The organism is Citrobacter farmeri (assembly GCF_019048065.1).
Lineage (GTDB): Bacteria > Pseudomonadota > Gammaproteobacteria > Enterobacterales > Enterobacteriaceae > Citrobacter_A > Citrobacter_A farmeri.
In genome coordinates this window covers 789232-804747 of the sequence record NZ_CP077291.1, presented here as the reverse complement: position 1 = coordinate 804747, position 15516 = coordinate 789232, and the positions used below count along the sequence as shown (strand labels likewise).

General features: G+C 53.7%; 17 protein-coding genes. 7 read left to right on the top strand and 10 right to left on the bottom strand.

Annotated features, from left to right (window positions below):
• Positions 1-24: 24 nt before the first annotated feature.
• From I6L53_RS03775 to idi, 3 genes are all read left to right on the top strand, one after another.
• Complete coding sequence (locus tag I6L53_RS03775) at positions 25-1473, top strand: nucleobase:cation symporter-2 family protein (protein WP_042322141.1); 1449 nt, start codon at positions 25-27, stop codon at positions 1471-1473.
• A gap of 1 nt (position 1474) precedes the next feature.
• Entirely contained in the window at positions 1475-1600 is a 126-nt protein-coding gene (locus I6L53_RS23595) for a hypothetical protein (protein WP_094465713.1), read from the top strand.
• 133 nt (positions 1601-1733) lie between these two features.
• On the top strand, positions 1734-2279 hold the full coding sequence (idi, locus tag I6L53_RS03770) for an isopentenyl-diphosphate Delta-isomerase (protein ID WP_042322139.1): 546 nt from the start codon (positions 1734-1736) through the stop codon (positions 2277-2279).
• 67 nt (positions 2280-2346) lie between these two features.
• Here idi and lysS read toward each other — a convergent pair whose 3' ends face one another.
• The 5 genes from lysS to xerD form a co-directional block, all read right to left on the bottom strand.
• On the bottom strand, positions 2347-3864 hold the full coding sequence (gene lysS / locus I6L53_RS03765) for a lysine--tRNA ligase (RefSeq protein ID WP_042322137.1): 1518 nt from the start codon (positions 3862-3864) through the stop codon (positions 2347-2349).
• Between the two features lie 9 nt (positions 3865-3873).
• Positions 3874-4972, bottom strand: a protein-coding gene (prfB, locus tag I6L53_RS03760) for a peptide chain release factor 2 (protein ID WP_099433741.1) whose coding sequence is annotated in 2 segments (ribosomal slippage) — positions 3874-4896 and positions 4898-4972 — 1098 coding nt in all. Because the reading frame shifts where the segments join, the coding sequence is not laid out codon by codon here.
• A 105-nt stretch (positions 4973-5077) separates the two neighbouring features.
• Positions 5078-6811 carry a single-stranded-DNA-specific exonuclease RecJ gene (gene recJ / locus I6L53_RS03755; protein ID WP_042322132.1) on the bottom strand — a complete coding sequence of 578 codons (1734 nt, stop codon included), beginning with the start codon at positions 6809-6811 and terminating at the stop codon, positions 5078-5080.
• 5 nt (positions 6812-6816) lie between these two features.
• The gene (gene dsbC, locus I6L53_RS03750) at positions 6817-7530 is read right to left on the bottom strand and encodes a bifunctional protein-disulfide isomerase/oxidoreductase DsbC (RefSeq protein ID WP_042322130.1); all 714 of its coding nucleotides are present in this window, start codon (positions 7528-7530) and stop codon (positions 6817-6819) included.
• A gap of 23 nt (positions 7531-7553) precedes the next feature.
• The gene (gene xerD / locus I6L53_RS03745; protein ID WP_042322732.1) at positions 7554-8450 is read right to left on the bottom strand and encodes a site-specific tyrosine recombinase XerD; all 897 of its coding nucleotides are present in this window, start codon (positions 8448-8450) and stop codon (positions 7554-7556) included.
• Positions 8451-8550: 100 nt separating this feature from the next.
• Here xerD and fldB point away from each other — a divergent pair, with 100 nt between their 5' ends.
• The gene (fldB, locus tag I6L53_RS03740) at positions 8551-9072 is read left to right on the top strand and encodes a flavodoxin FldB (RefSeq protein ID WP_042322127.1); all 522 of its coding nucleotides are present in this window, start codon (positions 8551-8553) and stop codon (positions 9070-9072) included.
• Between the two features lie 78 nt (positions 9073-9150).
• On the opposite strand, the gene I6L53_RS03735 is transcribed toward fldB, so the two are convergent.
• Positions 9151-9558, bottom strand: a complete 408-nt coding sequence (locus tag I6L53_RS03735) for a protein YgfX (RefSeq protein WP_042322126.1) — start codon at positions 9556-9558, stop codon at positions 9151-9153.
• Complete coding sequence (gene sdhE, locus I6L53_RS03730; RefSeq protein WP_042322123.1) at positions 9539-9805, bottom strand: FAD assembly factor SdhE; 267 nt, start codon at positions 9803-9805, stop codon at positions 9539-9541. Before sdhE ends, I6L53_RS03735 begins: the two co-directional genes overlap by 20 nt.
• A gap of 256 nt (positions 9806-10061) precedes the next feature.
• Between sdhE and ygfZ the strand changes: the two genes are divergently transcribed.
• Positions 10062-11042, top strand: coding sequence for a tRNA-modifying protein YgfZ (gene ygfZ, locus I6L53_RS03725; protein WP_042322121.1), 981 nt, complete (start codon positions 10062-10064; stop codon positions 11040-11042).
• Positions 11043-11155: 113 nt separating this feature from the next.
• On the opposite strand, the gene trhA is transcribed toward ygfZ, so the two are convergent.
• Positions 11156-11815, bottom strand: coding sequence for a PAQR family membrane homeostasis protein TrhA (gene trhA / locus I6L53_RS03720; RefSeq protein WP_042322119.1), 660 nt, complete (start codon positions 11813-11815; stop codon positions 11156-11158).
• A gap of 162 nt (positions 11816-11977) precedes the next feature.
• Positions 11978-12289, bottom strand: a complete 312-nt coding sequence (gene yqfB, locus I6L53_RS03715) for a N(4)-acetylcytidine aminohydrolase (RefSeq protein WP_042322117.1) — start codon at positions 12287-12289, stop codon at positions 11978-11980.
• Between the two features lie 52 nt (positions 12290-12341).
• On the opposite strand from yqfB, the gene I6L53_RS03710 reads away from it, so the two are divergent.
• Together I6L53_RS03710 and bglA are read left to right on the top strand one after the other, a co-directional pair.
• Positions 12342-13070, top strand: a complete 729-nt coding sequence (locus I6L53_RS03710; RefSeq protein WP_042322114.1) for a MurR/RpiR family transcriptional regulator — start codon at positions 12342-12344, stop codon at positions 13068-13070.
• Between the two features lie 119 nt (positions 13071-13189).
• Positions 13190-14623: a 6-phospho-beta-glucosidase BglA gene (gene bglA / locus I6L53_RS03705; RefSeq protein ID WP_042322113.1), complete on the top strand. Its 1434-nt coding sequence runs from the start codon at positions 13190-13192 to the stop codon at positions 14621-14623.
• A 94-nt stretch (positions 14624-14717) separates the two neighbouring features.
• On the opposite strand, the gene I6L53_RS03700 is transcribed toward bglA, so the two are convergent.
• A complete protein-coding gene (locus I6L53_RS03700) occupies positions 14718-15461 on the bottom strand; it encodes an SDR family oxidoreductase (RefSeq protein ID WP_042322111.1) in 744 nt (247 codons plus the stop codon).
• Positions 15462-15516 lie beyond the last annotated feature (55 nt).

Sequence of the window (15516 nt, the reverse complement as noted above, 5' to 3'; positions counted from 1 at the left end):
GCCTCACCCTTCAGGAGAAAACGCATGAGCGCCATAGATTCCCACCATCCCTCATCTTCGGGGCAAGGCCGCGCTACCGATGAGGTCGACCGCCTGTTATCGCCAGGCAAGCTGGTCGTTCTCGGTTTACAGCACGTGCTGGTCATGTACGCAGGTGCGGTCGCTGTACCGCTGATGATTGGCGACAGGCTCGGCCTCAGTAAAGAAGCCATCGCGCTGCTAATCAGTTCTGATCTCTTTTGCTGCGGGATCGTTACTCTGCTGCAATGTGTTGGCATTGGCCGTTTTATGGGGATTCGCCTGCCCGTAATTATGTCGGTGACGTTTGCTGCCGTGACGCCGATGATTGCGATTGGCATCAACCCGGATATCGGTTTGTTGGGAATTTTTGGCTCAACCATCGCCGCAGGAGCGATCACCACACTCCTGGCGCCGCTTATCGGTCGCCTGATGCCGTTATTTCCACCGCTGGTGACGGGGGTGGTGATCACCTCAATTGGTCTGAGCATCATTCAGGTGGGCGTTGACTGGGCGGCGGGCGGGAAGGGCAATCCTGAATATGGTAATCCGGTCTATTTAGGTATTTCGTTTGCGGTCTTAATTTTTATTTTATTAATCACCCGATATGCCAAAGGTTTTATGTCCAACGTCGCTGTCCTGCTGGGGATCATCTTTGGTTTTGCGCTCTCATGGATGATGAACGAAGTAAATTTGTCAGGTCTGCACGATGCCTCGTGGTTCGCGATTGTCACACCGATGGCCTTCGGTACCCCCGTCTTTGATCCGGTGTCGATTCTGACCATGACCGCCGTGCTGATTATTGTGTTTATTGAATCGATGGGGATGTTCCTGGCACTCGGCGAGATCGTCGGTCGCAAACTCTCTTCGCAGGATATCATTCGTGGCCTGCGCGTGGATGGCGTTGGGACAATGATTGGCGGACTGTTTAACAGCTTTCCCCATACCTCGTTTTCCCAAAACGTTGGCCTGGTCAGCGTCACGCGCGTGCACAGCCGATGGGTCTGCATCGCCTCTGGCGTCATCTTAATTTTGTTTGGTATGGTGCCGAAAATGGCGGTTCTGGTCGCCTCCATTCCGCAGTTCGTCCTTGGCGGCGCAGGCCTGGTGATGTTTGGCATGGTACTGGCAACCGGTATCCGCATTCTCTCGCGCTGCAATTACACCACAAACCGTTACAACCTCTACATTGTGGCCATTAGCCTGGGTGTCGGCATGACGCCGACGTTATCGCATGACTTTTTTTCTCGCCTGCCTGCCGTTCTCCAGCCGTTGCTGCACAGCGGCATTATGCTGGCCACCTTCAGCGCTGTTGTATTGAATCTGTTTTTCAATGGCTACCACCACCATACCGGACTGGTACAGGAATCCGTCTCGGATAAAAACCTGAAGGTCAGAACGGTGCGAATGTGGTTGCTGATGCGCAAACTGAAAAAAAATCAGCAGGATGAATAGCATGAATCTCTTTCTGCGCGGCCTGATCGCCCTACTGTTGCTCATGCTGATGTCGATACCCGCCATTTCAGACGGCATTGCACTGGGTATCGAAAGTCGCTTCCAGTTTATGCTGCTGTTTTTCTAAAATCGCGCCCGCTCCCGACATCCGTATCGCAGGATGCGGATGTCACATTCCGGCGTTAAACGCTCCCTGAGCTAATCATTGCGACCTGAGATCTCATATACTGGTATGTGCTTAAGAGTTACAGTGAGACATTATGCGACAGGAACACGTCATTTTGCTGGATGCACAGGACACCCCTTCCGGCACGCTGGAAAAATACAGCGCCCACACCGTTAATACGCCATTGCATCTCGCCTTCTCTTCCTGGCTGTTCAATGCAGAGGGGCAACTTTTGGTGACCCGCCGCTCGCTTGCGAAAAAAGCGTGGCCGGGTGTCTGGACAAACTCGGTTTGCGGCCATCCTCAACAAGGTGAAAGTGACGAAGAGGCCATTATCCGCCGCTGCCGTCATGAGCTGGGCGTAGAGATTGCCAGTCTGACTCCCGTCTACCCTGCCTTCCGCTACCGGGCGACCGATCCCAGTGGGATCGTAGAGAATGAGGTTTGCCCGGTCTATTCTGCACGGGTGATCGGTGAACTGCGGGTCAATTGCGACGAAGTGATGGATTATCAGTGGAGCAATCTGGAGGATGTTTTATGCGCAATTCGCATGACGCCCTGGGCCTTCAGCCCGTGGATGGTGATGCAGGCTGCTGATGATGATGCGCGCGAGCGACTGCGAGAATATTGCCGGCGTTAATTGACGCCGGATGGCGCTACGCTTATCCGGCCTACGGCAAGCGTAACGCTATCCGACATTTCACCGCTTATTTTACCGGGCGCATCGCCGGGAACAGGATGACGTCACGGATGGTATGGCTGTTAGTGAACAGCATAACCATACGGTCAATACCAATACCCAGACCTGCAGTCGGCGGCAGACCGTGTTCCAGCGCGGTGACGTAATCTTCGTCGAAGAACATCGCTTCGTCGTCGCCCGCCGCTTTCGCGTCAACCTGATCCTGAAAGCGCTGCGCCTGATCTTCCGCATCGTTCAGCTCGCTAAAGCCGTTACCGATCTCACGACCGCCAATGAAGAACTCAAAGCGATCGGTGATTTCCGGGTTCTCGTCATTACGACGTGCCAACGGAGACACTTCTGCCGGGTACTCGGTAATGAAGGTCGGCTGAATCAGATGCGCTTCGGCCACTTCTTCGAAGATTTCCGTCACAATACGGCCCAGACCCCAGCTCTTCTCGACCTTAATACCAATAGATTCAGCGATCGCTTTGGCAGAGTCGAAGTTATCCAGTTCAGCCATTTCCGTTTCCGGACGGTATTTCTTGATCGCTTCGCGCATGGTCAGTTTTTCGAACGGCTTGCCGAAATCGAACACTTCATCGCCGTAAGGGACTTCCGTTTTACCCAGCACGTCCTGCGCCAGCGTACGGAACAGTGACTCCGTCAGTTCGATCAGATCTTTATAGTCCGCATACGCCATGTAGAGTTCCATCATGGTGAACTCAGGGTTATGACGCACGGAGATCCCTTCGTTACGGAAGTTACGGTTGATTTCGAACACGCGCTCGAAGCCGCCAACCACCAGACGCTTCAGGTACAGTTCCGGCGCAATACGCAGGTACATGTCCAGATCCAGCGCATTGTGATGGGTGATAAACGGACGCGCAGACGCGCCGCCTGGGATCACCTGCATCATCGGGGTCTCAACTTCCATAAAACCGCGACCAACCATGAACTGACGAATGCCCGCCAGGATCTGAGAGCGCACTTTAAAGGTGTTGCGGGACTCATCGTTAGAGATGAGGTCCAGGTAGCGCTGACGATAGCGCGCTTCCTGATCCTGCAGACCGTGGAATTTATCCGGCAGCGGACGCAACGCTTTGGTCAGCAGACGTAATTCGGTGCAGTGGATAGACAGTTCGCCCGTTTTGGTCTTGAACAGCTTCCCTTTCGCGCCGAGGATGTCGCCGAGGTCCCATTTTTTGAACTGCTCGTTGTAAATGCCTTCCGGAAGGTCGTCGCGAGCAACGTACAGCTGAATACGACCGCCCACGTCCTGCAACGTCACAAAGGACGCTTTACCCATGATACGACGGGTCATCATGCGGCCTGCAACGGACACTTCGATGTTCAGCGCTTCCAGCTCTTCGTTCTCTTTCGCATCGAAGTCAGCGTGCAGTTGGTCTGAGGTGTGATCGCGACGGAAATCGTTCGGGAAAGCGATACCCTGCTCGCGCAGGCCAGCCAGCTTCTCACGGCGCGTTTTCAGTTCGTTATTAAGATCGGTTACCGCGTCAGCGCCCTGTGCGTGTTGTTCAGACATGTTGGTTCCTCATAACCCTGCTTTCAAACTTGCTTCGATAAATTGATCCAGGCTGCCGTCCAGCACGGCCTGCGTGTTGCGGGTTTCAACCCCGGTACGCAAGTCTTTAATGCGGGAGTCATCAAGGACGTAAGAACGAATCTGGCTTCCCCAGCCGATATCGGATTTGGTATCTTCCATCGCCTGCTTCTCGGCGTTCTTCTTCTGCATTTCCAGTTCATAAAGCTTTGCTTTCATCTGCTTCATGGCCTGGTCTTTGTTCTTGTGCTGGGAACGGTCGTTCTGGCACTGCGTGACAATCCCGGTTGGGATGTGCGTAATACGCACCGCAGATTCGGTACGGTTAACGTGCTGACCGCCCGCGCCGGATGCGCGATACACGTCGATACGCAGGTCTGCCGGGTTGATTTCGATATCAATATCGTCATCCACTTCCGGGTACACGAACGCAGAACTGAACGAGGTATGGCGACGACCGCCGGAGTCGAACGGGCTTTTACGCACCAGACGGTGAACGCCGGTTTCCGTACGCAGCCAGCCGTAGGCATATTCGCCAGAAATCTTAATGGTCACGGATTTGATCCCGGCCACTTCCCCTTCTGACTCTTCAATAATTTCGGTCTTGAAGCCGCGTGCTTCTGCCCAGCGCAGATACATACGCTCCAGCATACTTGCCCAGTCCTGCGCTTCAGTACCGCCTGAACCGGCCTGGATATCAAGGTAGCAATCGGCGCTGTCATACTCACCGGAGAACATACGACGGAACTCCAGCTGCGCCAGTTTTTCGTCAAGCGTATCGAGTTCCGCAACGGCTTCGTTAAAGGTTTCTTCGTCGTCGGCTTCTACAGCCAGATCCAGCAGGCCGGAAACATCTTCCAGACCCTGAGACATTTGGTCGAGGGTGTCGACAATCGCTTCAAGCGAGGAACGTTCTTTGCCCAGCGCCTGTGCGCGTTCGGGTTCGTTCCAGACGTCCGGCTGTTCCAGCTCGGCGTTTACTTCTTCCAGACGCTCTTTCTTGGCATCATAGTCAAAGATACCCCCTAAGAACGTCAGAGCGCTCCGTGAGGTCCTGAATGCGGTTTTTTACCGGATTAATTTCAAACATGGTCTGATTTCTTTTATTGGACTTGTCAAAATGCGGTGATAAGAGCGGGATTGTACCCAATCCACGCGCTTATTTATAGAGAATAGTGACGGTAAATTGGTCAGATTACACAGGCCAGATATTATCGATGATGATCTGCAAACTGCGGTTACCGCGAAATTCGTTAATATCCAGTTTGTAGGCCAGTTCAACTTCGCGCACGCCGTTATCCGGCCAGCAGGCGGTATCGACGTTAAAGGCAATACCGTCCAGCAGCGGTCCTCCGCCAACGGGTTCGACCATCACTTTCAAATGCCGCTCGCCGACCAGACGCTGCTGAAGCAGACGGAAACGCCCGTCAAACAACGGTTCAGGGAACATCTGTCCCCATGGACCGGCGTCACGCAGCAGTTGCGCGACCTCCATCGTCATCTCCGCCGCGCTCAGCGGACCGTCAGAGACGACTTCCCCTTGTAACAACGACGGATCCAGCCATTCGGTGACCAGCTCGCCAAAACGCTGCTGGAACAGGTCGAATTTCGCCTCTTCCAGCGACAGTCCCGCCGCCATTGCATGACCACCGAATTTAATCATCAGTCCTGGATGCAGCGTATCCAGTCGCTCCAGCGCATCTCGCATGTGCAGTCCCTGAATGGAGCGTCCGGAGCCTTTCAGCGTGCCGTCACCTGCCGGTGCAAAAGCGATCACCGGGCGGTGAAAACGCTCTTTAATCCGCGAGGCGAGGATCCCGACCACTCCCTGGTGCCACTCAGGATGATACATCGCCAGACCGCCTGGCAGCGTCTCGCGACTGCGCTCCAGCTTCTCGCACAAGGTCAGCGCTTCCGCCTGCATCCCTTGCTCAATCTCTTTACGCGTCTGATTCAGCGCATCCAACTCATTGGCCAGTACCCGCGCTTCGCCGATGTTATCGCACAGCAATAGTGCCACACCGACGGACATATCATCTAACCGGCCCGCAGCGTTCAGACGCGGACCGAGCGCGAAGCCTAAATCACTGGCAGCGAGCTTTTGCGCATCACGATTGGAGACTTCCAGCAACGCTTTGATCCCTGGACGGCATTTTCCGGCACGGATGCGGCTTAAGCCCTGCCAGGTGAGGATCCGGTTGTTGGCATCCAGCGGCACCACGTCCGCCACGGTGCCCAGCGCAACCAGATCGAGCAGATCCGCCAGGTTCGGCGGCGCAATGCCACGTTCGTCAAACCAGCCCTTATCGCGCAGAAAAGTGCGTAGGGCGAGCATCAGGTAAAACGCCACGCCCACGCCGGCCAGCGATTTCGACGGGAAATCACAATCGGTCAGATTCGGGTTGATAATGGCTTCGGCAGCCGGCAGCGTTTCGCCAGGCAGGTGGTGATCGGTAACCACCACCGGGATCCCCAGTGCCCTGGCATGATCCACACCGGCATGGGAAGAAATACCGTTATCGACGGTGACAATCAGTTGTGCACCGCGCGCATGGGCCTGATCGACTACTTCCGGGCTTAAGCCGTAACCATCCTCAAAACGGTTTGGCACCAGGTAGCTGATGTTATCGCAGCCCAGCGAGCGCATCCCCAGTACGCTCAGGGCGGTGCTGGTTGCCCCATCCGCATCGAAGTCGCCGACGACGATGATGCGCGTCCCCTCGCGAAAGGCGTTATAGAGGATTTCGACCGCTTTTTCGACGCCGCTCAGTTGCTGCCAGGGCAGCATGCCTTTTACGCTGCGCTCGAGATCCTGGGCGCTGCGAACACCACGACTGGCATATAAGCGGCGCAACAGCGGCGAAAGGTCGGCAGGCAGCTCTGCCGACTCATCGACTTCCCGCCGACGAAGTTGTATCTGTTGTTTCACGCGAATTACTTACCACTGGTCTGTTTTTGGTGCTCGTCAAGAAACGCTTTCATCTCTTTCGGTCCCTGATAACCTGGCACGACATAGCCGTTGCTCAGCACAATGGCTGGTGTGCCGCTTACACCAAACTGCACACCCAGCGCGTAGTGATCCGCGATATTCACGTCGCAGGTTGCGGCTTTCACGCCTTTGCCTGCCATTGCATCATCAAACGCTTTTGTTTTGTCTTTCGCACACCAGATGGACTTCATATCCTGTTCGGCCTGGCTTTCCAGTCCCTGACGTGGGAAGGCGAGATAGCGAACGGTAATACCCAGCGCATTGTAGTCCTTCATTTCTTCATGCAGCTTGTGACAGTAGCCACAGGTGATGTCGGTGAAGACGGTAATAACGTGTTTTTCCTGCGGCGCTTTATAGACGATCATTTCATTTTCCAGCGCATTCAGGTGCTTCATCAGCAGTTGATTCGTCACGTTGACCGGCGTCGCGCCGCTGACATCGTACATCGGCCCCTGAATGATATGTTTACCGTCTTCCGTCACGTACAGCACACCACTGTTGGTCAGCACCGTTTTCATCCCGGCAATCGGGGCGGGCTGAATATCCGTACTCTGCACGCCCAGTTTCGTCAGAGACTGGCGGATCGCGGCGTCGTCGGCGTGTGCCAGGCCGGAAAACGCGGTGGTCAGCAGGGTAAACAGCATTAAACCTTTTTTCATAACCTTTCCTGTTCGCTCAGCATTCACGCTCTTGGGTGATGCTGTTGATGAAGTTGACGCAAACGCGCTGTTGCAACATGAGTATAAATCTGGGTGGTGGAGAGATCGCTGTGACCCAGCAACATCTGCACCACGCGTAAATCAGCGCCATGATTGAGCAAATGCGTGGCAAATGCGTGGCGTAAAACGTGCGGTGACAGCTTTTCACTGTCGATTCCCGCTAAGACGGCATAGTGCTTAATGCGGTGCCAGAACGTCTGTCGTGTCATCTGCTGGGCGCGCTGGCTGGGAAACAGCACGTCAATCGACACGCCGTTCAGCAGCCACGGACGCCCATGCTCCAGGTACGTCTCCAGCCAGTACACCGCCTCTTCACCCAGTGGAACGAGACGCTCTTTATTGCCTTTACCAATCACCCGAACCACACCCTGACGCAAACTGACATCGCTCATCGTCAGCCCGACCAGTTCAGACACGCGCAGTCCGGTGGCATATAAAATCTCAAGCATCGCTTTATCACGTAACTCCAGCGGTTGGTCAACCACTGGCGCTTGTAATAATCTCTCAACTTGCGCTTCACTGAGATCTTTCGGCAGGCGCTGCGGGAGTTTTGGCGATGCCAGCGTTGCGCTCGGATCGTCTGGGCGGATTTTCTCGCGGTAAAGATGCTGAAAAAGCCGCCGCACCGCGCTCAGCAGTCGTGCGGTACTGGTTGCTTTATACCCGCCATCCATCCGTTCGGCCAGCAATGCCTGCAGATCGTCGCTTTGCGCAGTATCCAGCGACACCTGACGGTGCGCGAGCCACTCCACCAGCATGGTCAAATCGCGGCGATAGGCGCTCAGCGTATTTTCCGCCAGATTTTTCTCCAGCCAGAGCGCATCAAGGAATTGTTCGATGCGCGCAAGATCCTGTTCCACATCAGCCTCTTTGATTCTGCAATCCGCCATTATGACTCAATGATACGGGTTTCTGGTACACTACGCGCAAAGTCATAGCAAGTATTGAGACGTTTACGCGATGAATATTGGTCTTTTTTACGGTTCCAGCACCTGCTACACCGAGATGGCGGCGGAGAAAATTCGCGACATCATCGGCCCGGAACTGGTGACGCTGCATAATCTGAAAGATGATGCCCCGGCCCTGATGGAGCAGTACGATGTGCTGATCTTAGGCATTCCCACCTGGGATTTCGGTGAAATTCAGGAGGACTGGGAGGCCGTCTGGGATCAACTGGATGAGCTCCACCTCGAAGGCAAAATTGTCGCACTTTACGGTATGGGCGACCAGTTAGGCTACGGCGAGTGGTTCCTTGATGCGCTGGGCATGCTGCATGACAAACTGTCGATCAAAGGCGTCAAATTCGTCGGTTACTGGCCTACTGAAGGCTACGAGTTCACCAGCCCTAAACCGGTCATTGCCGAGGGGCAGTTGTTCGTCGGCCTCGCCCTGGATGAAACCAATCAATACGATCTCAGCGATGAGCGTATTCAGGCATGGTGCGAACAAATTCTCGGTGAAATGGCCGAGCACTATTCCTGATCAGACTCCCTGATACCTGACCCCGCCGGGCTGACGGTATTTGCCGTCAGCCTTGCCAGTGTATTTCGCTCATCACGCCTATCCCAGCGTCGACTTTTGCATCATCAGGCGGCGTAAATCCCGCCATTCTGCCTCATCCATACTGTCTGCCGCGAGCCACAAATGCTGGCGTTTACCGGTTTCCGAACGCAAACGCAGCATCATGCCAGTTTTGATCATCCACGGAGCACTGACGATAAGCCAGTCCTGCCCCTGCCAGCGGAGCCGTCCATCCATCAGAAGTTTTACCTCTCCCTGACGGGCGTTAATTCGCCGCTGGCTGCGAACACAGTCAAATACCACCAGCGAAAGCAGTATCAACCACAGCGGCGTGTAACTCAGCGGCCATGGCATTAACAGAATAGCCGCAGCCACCAGCCCATGCAGGAGTAGCGATAGCCACTGTGCGCGCCACGAGACGCGAAGATCAGATTGCCACAGGACCACGATCCCGATTCCGTGTCTGAATGAGTCGTACCATCTGCTCCAGTTCAGCATCTGCCGGCTTACCGTGATTCATCAACCAGTTGAATAAATCCGGGTCATCGCACTCCAGAAGACGAATAAAAATACGTTTTTCATCATCGCTCAACGTGTCGTATTCATGTTCGAAAAACGGCATGATGGAAATATCGAGTTCACGCATACCGCGTCGGCATGCCCAGTGAATACGTGCTTTATTGTTAATATCCATGTTTTTCTTCCTGTCTCACTCAAATGAACTACCCGGCTATTGTAACGTGTTTTTCATCCTGTTTTGCGGGAATATCCGTAACCACAAGCGCGATCGCTAATTAAATCCCCAATAAGTCAATGGGTTCATGTTTTCTGGATGCCGCCTCGCAATCTAGACGATAAGGCACAAATGGGACTATCAAAGCGCTTGCATTGGGCAATAGCTCTTTTACCATTAGTCATTATCACTGCGTTAAGCAAATCAGGACATTTTTATGGCATTTACTCCATTTCCACCTCGCCAACCGTCAGCGTCTGCACGTTTGCCCGTGACGTTGATGACATTAGATGACTGGGCGCTGGCTACAATTACCGGGGCTGACAGCGAGAAGTATATCCAGGGTCAGGTAACGGCGGACGTGAGCCTGCTGACTGAGCACCAGCACGTCCTGGCCGCCCATTGCGACGCCAAAGGCAAAATGTGGAGCAACCTGCGACTGTTCCGCGACGGTGACGGTTTTGCCTGGATTGAACGCCGCAGTCTGCGCGACGCGCAGGTAACTGAACTGAAAAAATACGCCGTGTTCTCGAAAGTGACGATCGCCCCAGACGATGAGCGCGTGCTGCTGGGCGTTGCGGGTTTCCAGGCGCGTGCCGCACTGGCGAATTTGTTTAGTGAACTGCCTGACAGCGAAAAGCCCGTCACGCGTGAAGGGGCGACCACCCTGCTGTGGTTTGAACATCCGGTGGAACGCTTCCTGTTGATTACGGATGTGACAACCGCGGAAACGGTGACCGAAAAACTGCGCGGCGAAGCCGAACTGAATAACAGTCAGCAGTGGCTGGCGCTGGATATTGAGGCCGGACTTCCGGTGATTGATTCCGCCAACAGCGCGCAGTTCATTCCGCAGGCGACCAACCTTCAGGCGCTGGGGGGGATCAGTTTTAAGAAAGGCTGTTATACCGGGCAGGAGATGGTGGCGCGAGCAAAATTCCGCGGGGCGAACAAACGTGCATTGTGGTCTCTGGCGGGTAAAGCCAGTCGTGTACCAGAAGCGGGGGACGATCTTGAGATGCAAATGGGCGAGAACTGGCGTCGTACTGGCACTGTTCTCGCGGCAGTGCAACTGGATGATGGTCAGCTACTGGTACAGGTAGTGATGAACAACGATATGGAAGCCGACAGCGTATTCCGCGTACGCGACGATGCCAACACGTTGCACATCAAACCGCTGCCCTATTCGCTGGAAGCGTAACTCTCCAGGCCGGATAAGGCGTTTACGCCGCTATCCGGCATCTCCTGCCTGATGGCGTTTCGCTTATCAGACCTACAGGCACGCTCACGTAGGTCTGATAAGGCAGCAGAATATTAAGCCTGCCCTACATACAAATAGATCGCCAGAAAGTGGCACACGCTGCCACCCAGCACAAACCCGTGCCAGATGGCATGGTTGTAAGGAATACGTTTGCTGACGTAGAAAATCACGCCCAGCGAATAGACCACGCCGCCGACGGCCAGTAGCGTTACGCCTCCCGCCGCCAGTTTGATTGCCAGTTGATATACCACAATCAGCGACAGCCAGCCCATCGTCAGATAGGTCACCAGCGACAGCACCTTAAACCGATGGGCTATCGTCAGTTTGAATAAAATACCGAGCAGCGCCAGGCTCCAGATCACAATCATCAGCCCACGCGCCAGAGCTGAATCCAACCCCACCAGCAGAAACGGCGTATAGGTCCCGGCAATAAGCAGGTAGATAGCGCAGTGATCGAATTTTTTCAGCCAGACCTTCGCCCGCTGATGTGGAATAGCGTGATACAAAGTCGACGCCAGAAACAACAGAATCATGCTGCCGCCGTACAGGCTGTAGCTGGTAATCGCCGTCGCGCTGGCATTCATATCCACCGCCTGCACCAGCAACAACACCAGACCGACGATACCAAACACCAGCCCAATGCCGTGACTGATGCTGTTGGCGATTTCCTCTGCCAGTGAATATCCCTGTGCGATTAATGGCTTCTGGACCATAACTTACTCCGGTGAAACGAACACGTTCGTGATTGCGCTTCTAGCGTAACTGAGAATGGTTCCAGTGAACACCTGTAAGCCAAAATAAATATCAAATTATAAATAATCCTTATAAATCAAAATATTAAAATACAACTTTCAACTAACAGTTGTTCGTTTAATTCAAAGGCATTTAAAATCAATAACATAAAACTGTGTCTGGTTCGGGTAAATCTCGCGAATCACCCGCTTCAGTTCCTCCAGCGTCATGTTCTCTTGTTGAGCATGTTTTTCCGTCAGTGTATCGAGCGTGACGGTTGACGTTCCCTGCACCTCAATCGTGCAAAAGTAACCATCGTCCTCAAAACGCCCTACCCGCAAAATGTCACCGGCCCTGAAGTGAGATTCAGACTCATCGCGAATGGTGATCGTTTTACGCCCTGCCAGAATGTCGTCCTGGAAACGCTGAAAAAAAGTGATGTCATTTGGCTGCATGTTATTATTCCCTGTAGGTAAAATCTGATGAGTGAGTATTGCCATTGTGAGTATGTTCTCCCACGCTGCCATCGCCAGTCTCAACAACATTGAGATGTTGGTCTACAACTACGTCATCAAAAACCGTGACAAAGTTATGTATATGACCATTCGGGAACTGGCTGAAGCAGCGGGTGTATCAACCACTACCGTGCTGCGTTTTTGTCGCAAGCTTAACTGTGAAGGTTACTCCGAATTTCGCGTGCGCTTTAAATTATATTTAGAGCAGAACGAACCACAACAGGCTAATTTTGGCGCCAGCGAGATTATCAGTTTCTTTAAAGGGGTAAATAACGATGAATTTGATCAATTGCTCGATCAGGCGGTAGACATTATTTTATCGTCCGAGCGTATTATATTTGTCGGTGCCGGCACATCAGGATCCTTAGCGAAATATGGCGCGCGCTTTTTCTCAAACGTTGGAAAATTCAGCAACCATATTGACGATCCCTATTTCCCGGTCACTAATGACATGGCACGTAATGCGCTGGCGATTGTGTTATCAGTCTCTGGCGAAACGGAAGAGATCCTGCGGTTTGCCAGCCAGTTCAGTCTGCATAAGTGCAAAGTGCTTTCGATTACCAGCCATGAACACTCGCGACTCGCCAAACTGGCGGACTTTAATCTTTCCTGGCATGTACCACAAACCCGTATTGCCGGCGTGTACGATATTACCACGCAAATTCCTGTTATTTATATTCTCGAATCTCTCGGGCGAAAGCTGGCGAAAAAATTAGCGTAAAAAAACAGACTGTTTTTTGGCGGTAACAAATTACCGTTTCGCTATTTTGTTATATCGTGACATTTACCATCCCTTTGTTAGACTCAACTCAGTTTGTATTAATTTGAGATGACGCAACGATGAAAAAACTCACCTTACCGAAAGATTTTCTCTGGGGCGGCGCGGTTGCTGCACATCAGGTTGAAGGCGGCTGGAACAAAGGCGGGAAAGGTCCCAGCATTTGTGATGTCCTGACCGGCGGCGCGCATGGCGTACCCCGTGAAATCACCCAGCAAGTGGTGCCGGGTAAATACTACCCGAACCACGAAGCGGTCGATTTTTATGGTCACTACAAAGAAGACATCAAGCTGTTTGCCGAAATGGGCTTCAAATGTTTCCGCACGTCCATCGCGTGGACCCGAATCTTCCCGCAAGGTGACGAAACGCAGCCAAATGAAGAAGGGCTGAAATTTTACGACGACATGTTTGACGAGTTGCTCAGGTACAATATCGAGCCGGTCATTACCCTTTCTCATTTTGAAATGCCGTTACACCTGGTTCAGCAATACGGTGGCTGGACTAACCGTAAGGTTGTTGATTTCTTTGTTCGTTTTGCCGAAGTGGTGTTTGAACGCTACAAGCATAAAGTCAAATACTGGATGACCTTCAACGAGATCAATAACCAGCGTAACTGGCGCGCGCCGCTGTTCGGTTATTGCTGTTCCGGCGTGGTCTATACCGAGCACGAAAACCCGGAAGAGACCATGTACCAGGTACTGCACCACCAGTTTGTCGCCAGTGCGTTAGCGGTGAAGGCGGCGCGTCGCATCAATCCGGAGATGAAAGTGGGCTGCATGCTGGCGATGGTCGCGCTGTATCCTTTCTCCTGCAAGCCAGAGGACGTCATGTTCGCCCAGGAATCCATGCGCGAGCGCTATGTTTTCACCGACGTTCAACTGCGTGGCTACTATCCTTCCTATGTCCTCAACGAGTGGGAGCGTCGTGGTTTTAACATCAAAATGGAAGATGGCGATACCGCGATTCTGCGTGAAGGCACCTGCGATTATCTCGGCTTCAGCTACTACATGACCAACGCGGTGAAGGCCGAAGGCGGAAGCGGCGATGCTATTTCGGGTTTCGAAGGCAGCGTACCGAACCCGCACGTCAAAGCCTCCGATTGGGGCTGGCAGATTGACCCGGTGGGCCTTCGCTACTCTCTGTGCGAACTGTATGAGCGTTATCAGAAACCGTTGTTCATCGTTGAAAACGGCTTTGGCGCTTACGATAAAGTGGAAGATGATGGCAGCATTAACGACGACTATCGCATCGACTATCTGCGCGCCCATATCGAAGAGATGATGAAGGCGATAACGTATGACGGTGTGGACCTGATGGGCTACACGCCATGGGGCTGCATCGACTGTGTCTCTTTCACTACCGGCCAGTACAGCAAACGCTACGGCTTTATCTATGTGAACAAGCACGACGACGGTACGGGCGATATGTCGCGTTCACGCAAGAAGAGCTTCGACTGGTACAAAGCGGTGATCGCCAGCAACGGCGAGGATCTCTAAGGGGTTGCCGGATGGCGCTACGCTTATCCGGCCTACAGATTCTGTTTCCACAGGCCGGATAAGGCGTTTACGCCGCTATCCGGCACACCCTGCCCTACTTCCCGCCCGCCAGCTCCAGAAAACTGCCCGTGACATACGACGCTTTTTCGCTCAGCAGCCAGCTAATGGCTTGCGCCACCTCTTCCGGCTGTCCACCGCGCTGCATGGGTAACATCGACTTTACGCGATCCACCCGCCCAGGCTCGCCGCCGGAGGCGTGGATTTCGGTGTAGATCAGGCCCGGACGCACGCCGTTAACGCGGATCCCCTGCGCCGCGACCTCCAGCGCCAGACCCGTCGTCAGAGAATCGACGGCCCCTTTCGACGCCGCGTAGTCAACATATTCCCCCGGAGCCCCCAGACGCGATGCGGCTGACGACACGTTCACGATCGCCCCGCCGTGGCCGCCGTGCTTGTGAGACATGCGTTTGACCGCTTCGCGACAGCAGAGGAAATCCCCCGTCACGTTGGTCGCCAGCACGCGGTTAATCCGCTCGGCAGAAAGGTTTTCGATCGTACTTTGTTCAAACAAAATTCCGGCATTATTGACCAGCGCCACAAGTGGCTCATTTTCACGATCGATCGATTCGAACATCGCCACAACCTGCGCTTCGTCACTGATATCCGCGCGCAGGGTAAACGCGTTTCCCCCATCGGCGACAATGTTGTTCACCACCTCAGTGGCGGCCCGAATATTGTGATGAAAGTTGACGGCAACCGTATAACCTTCCTGTGCCAGCAGCAGGGCCGTCGCGCGACCGATACCGCGGCTACCGCCGGTAACTAATGCTATTGCCATGCCATTTTCCCCCAAAAAGAATAAAGGCGCCGAAGCGCCTTTAAAAGATAGTCGA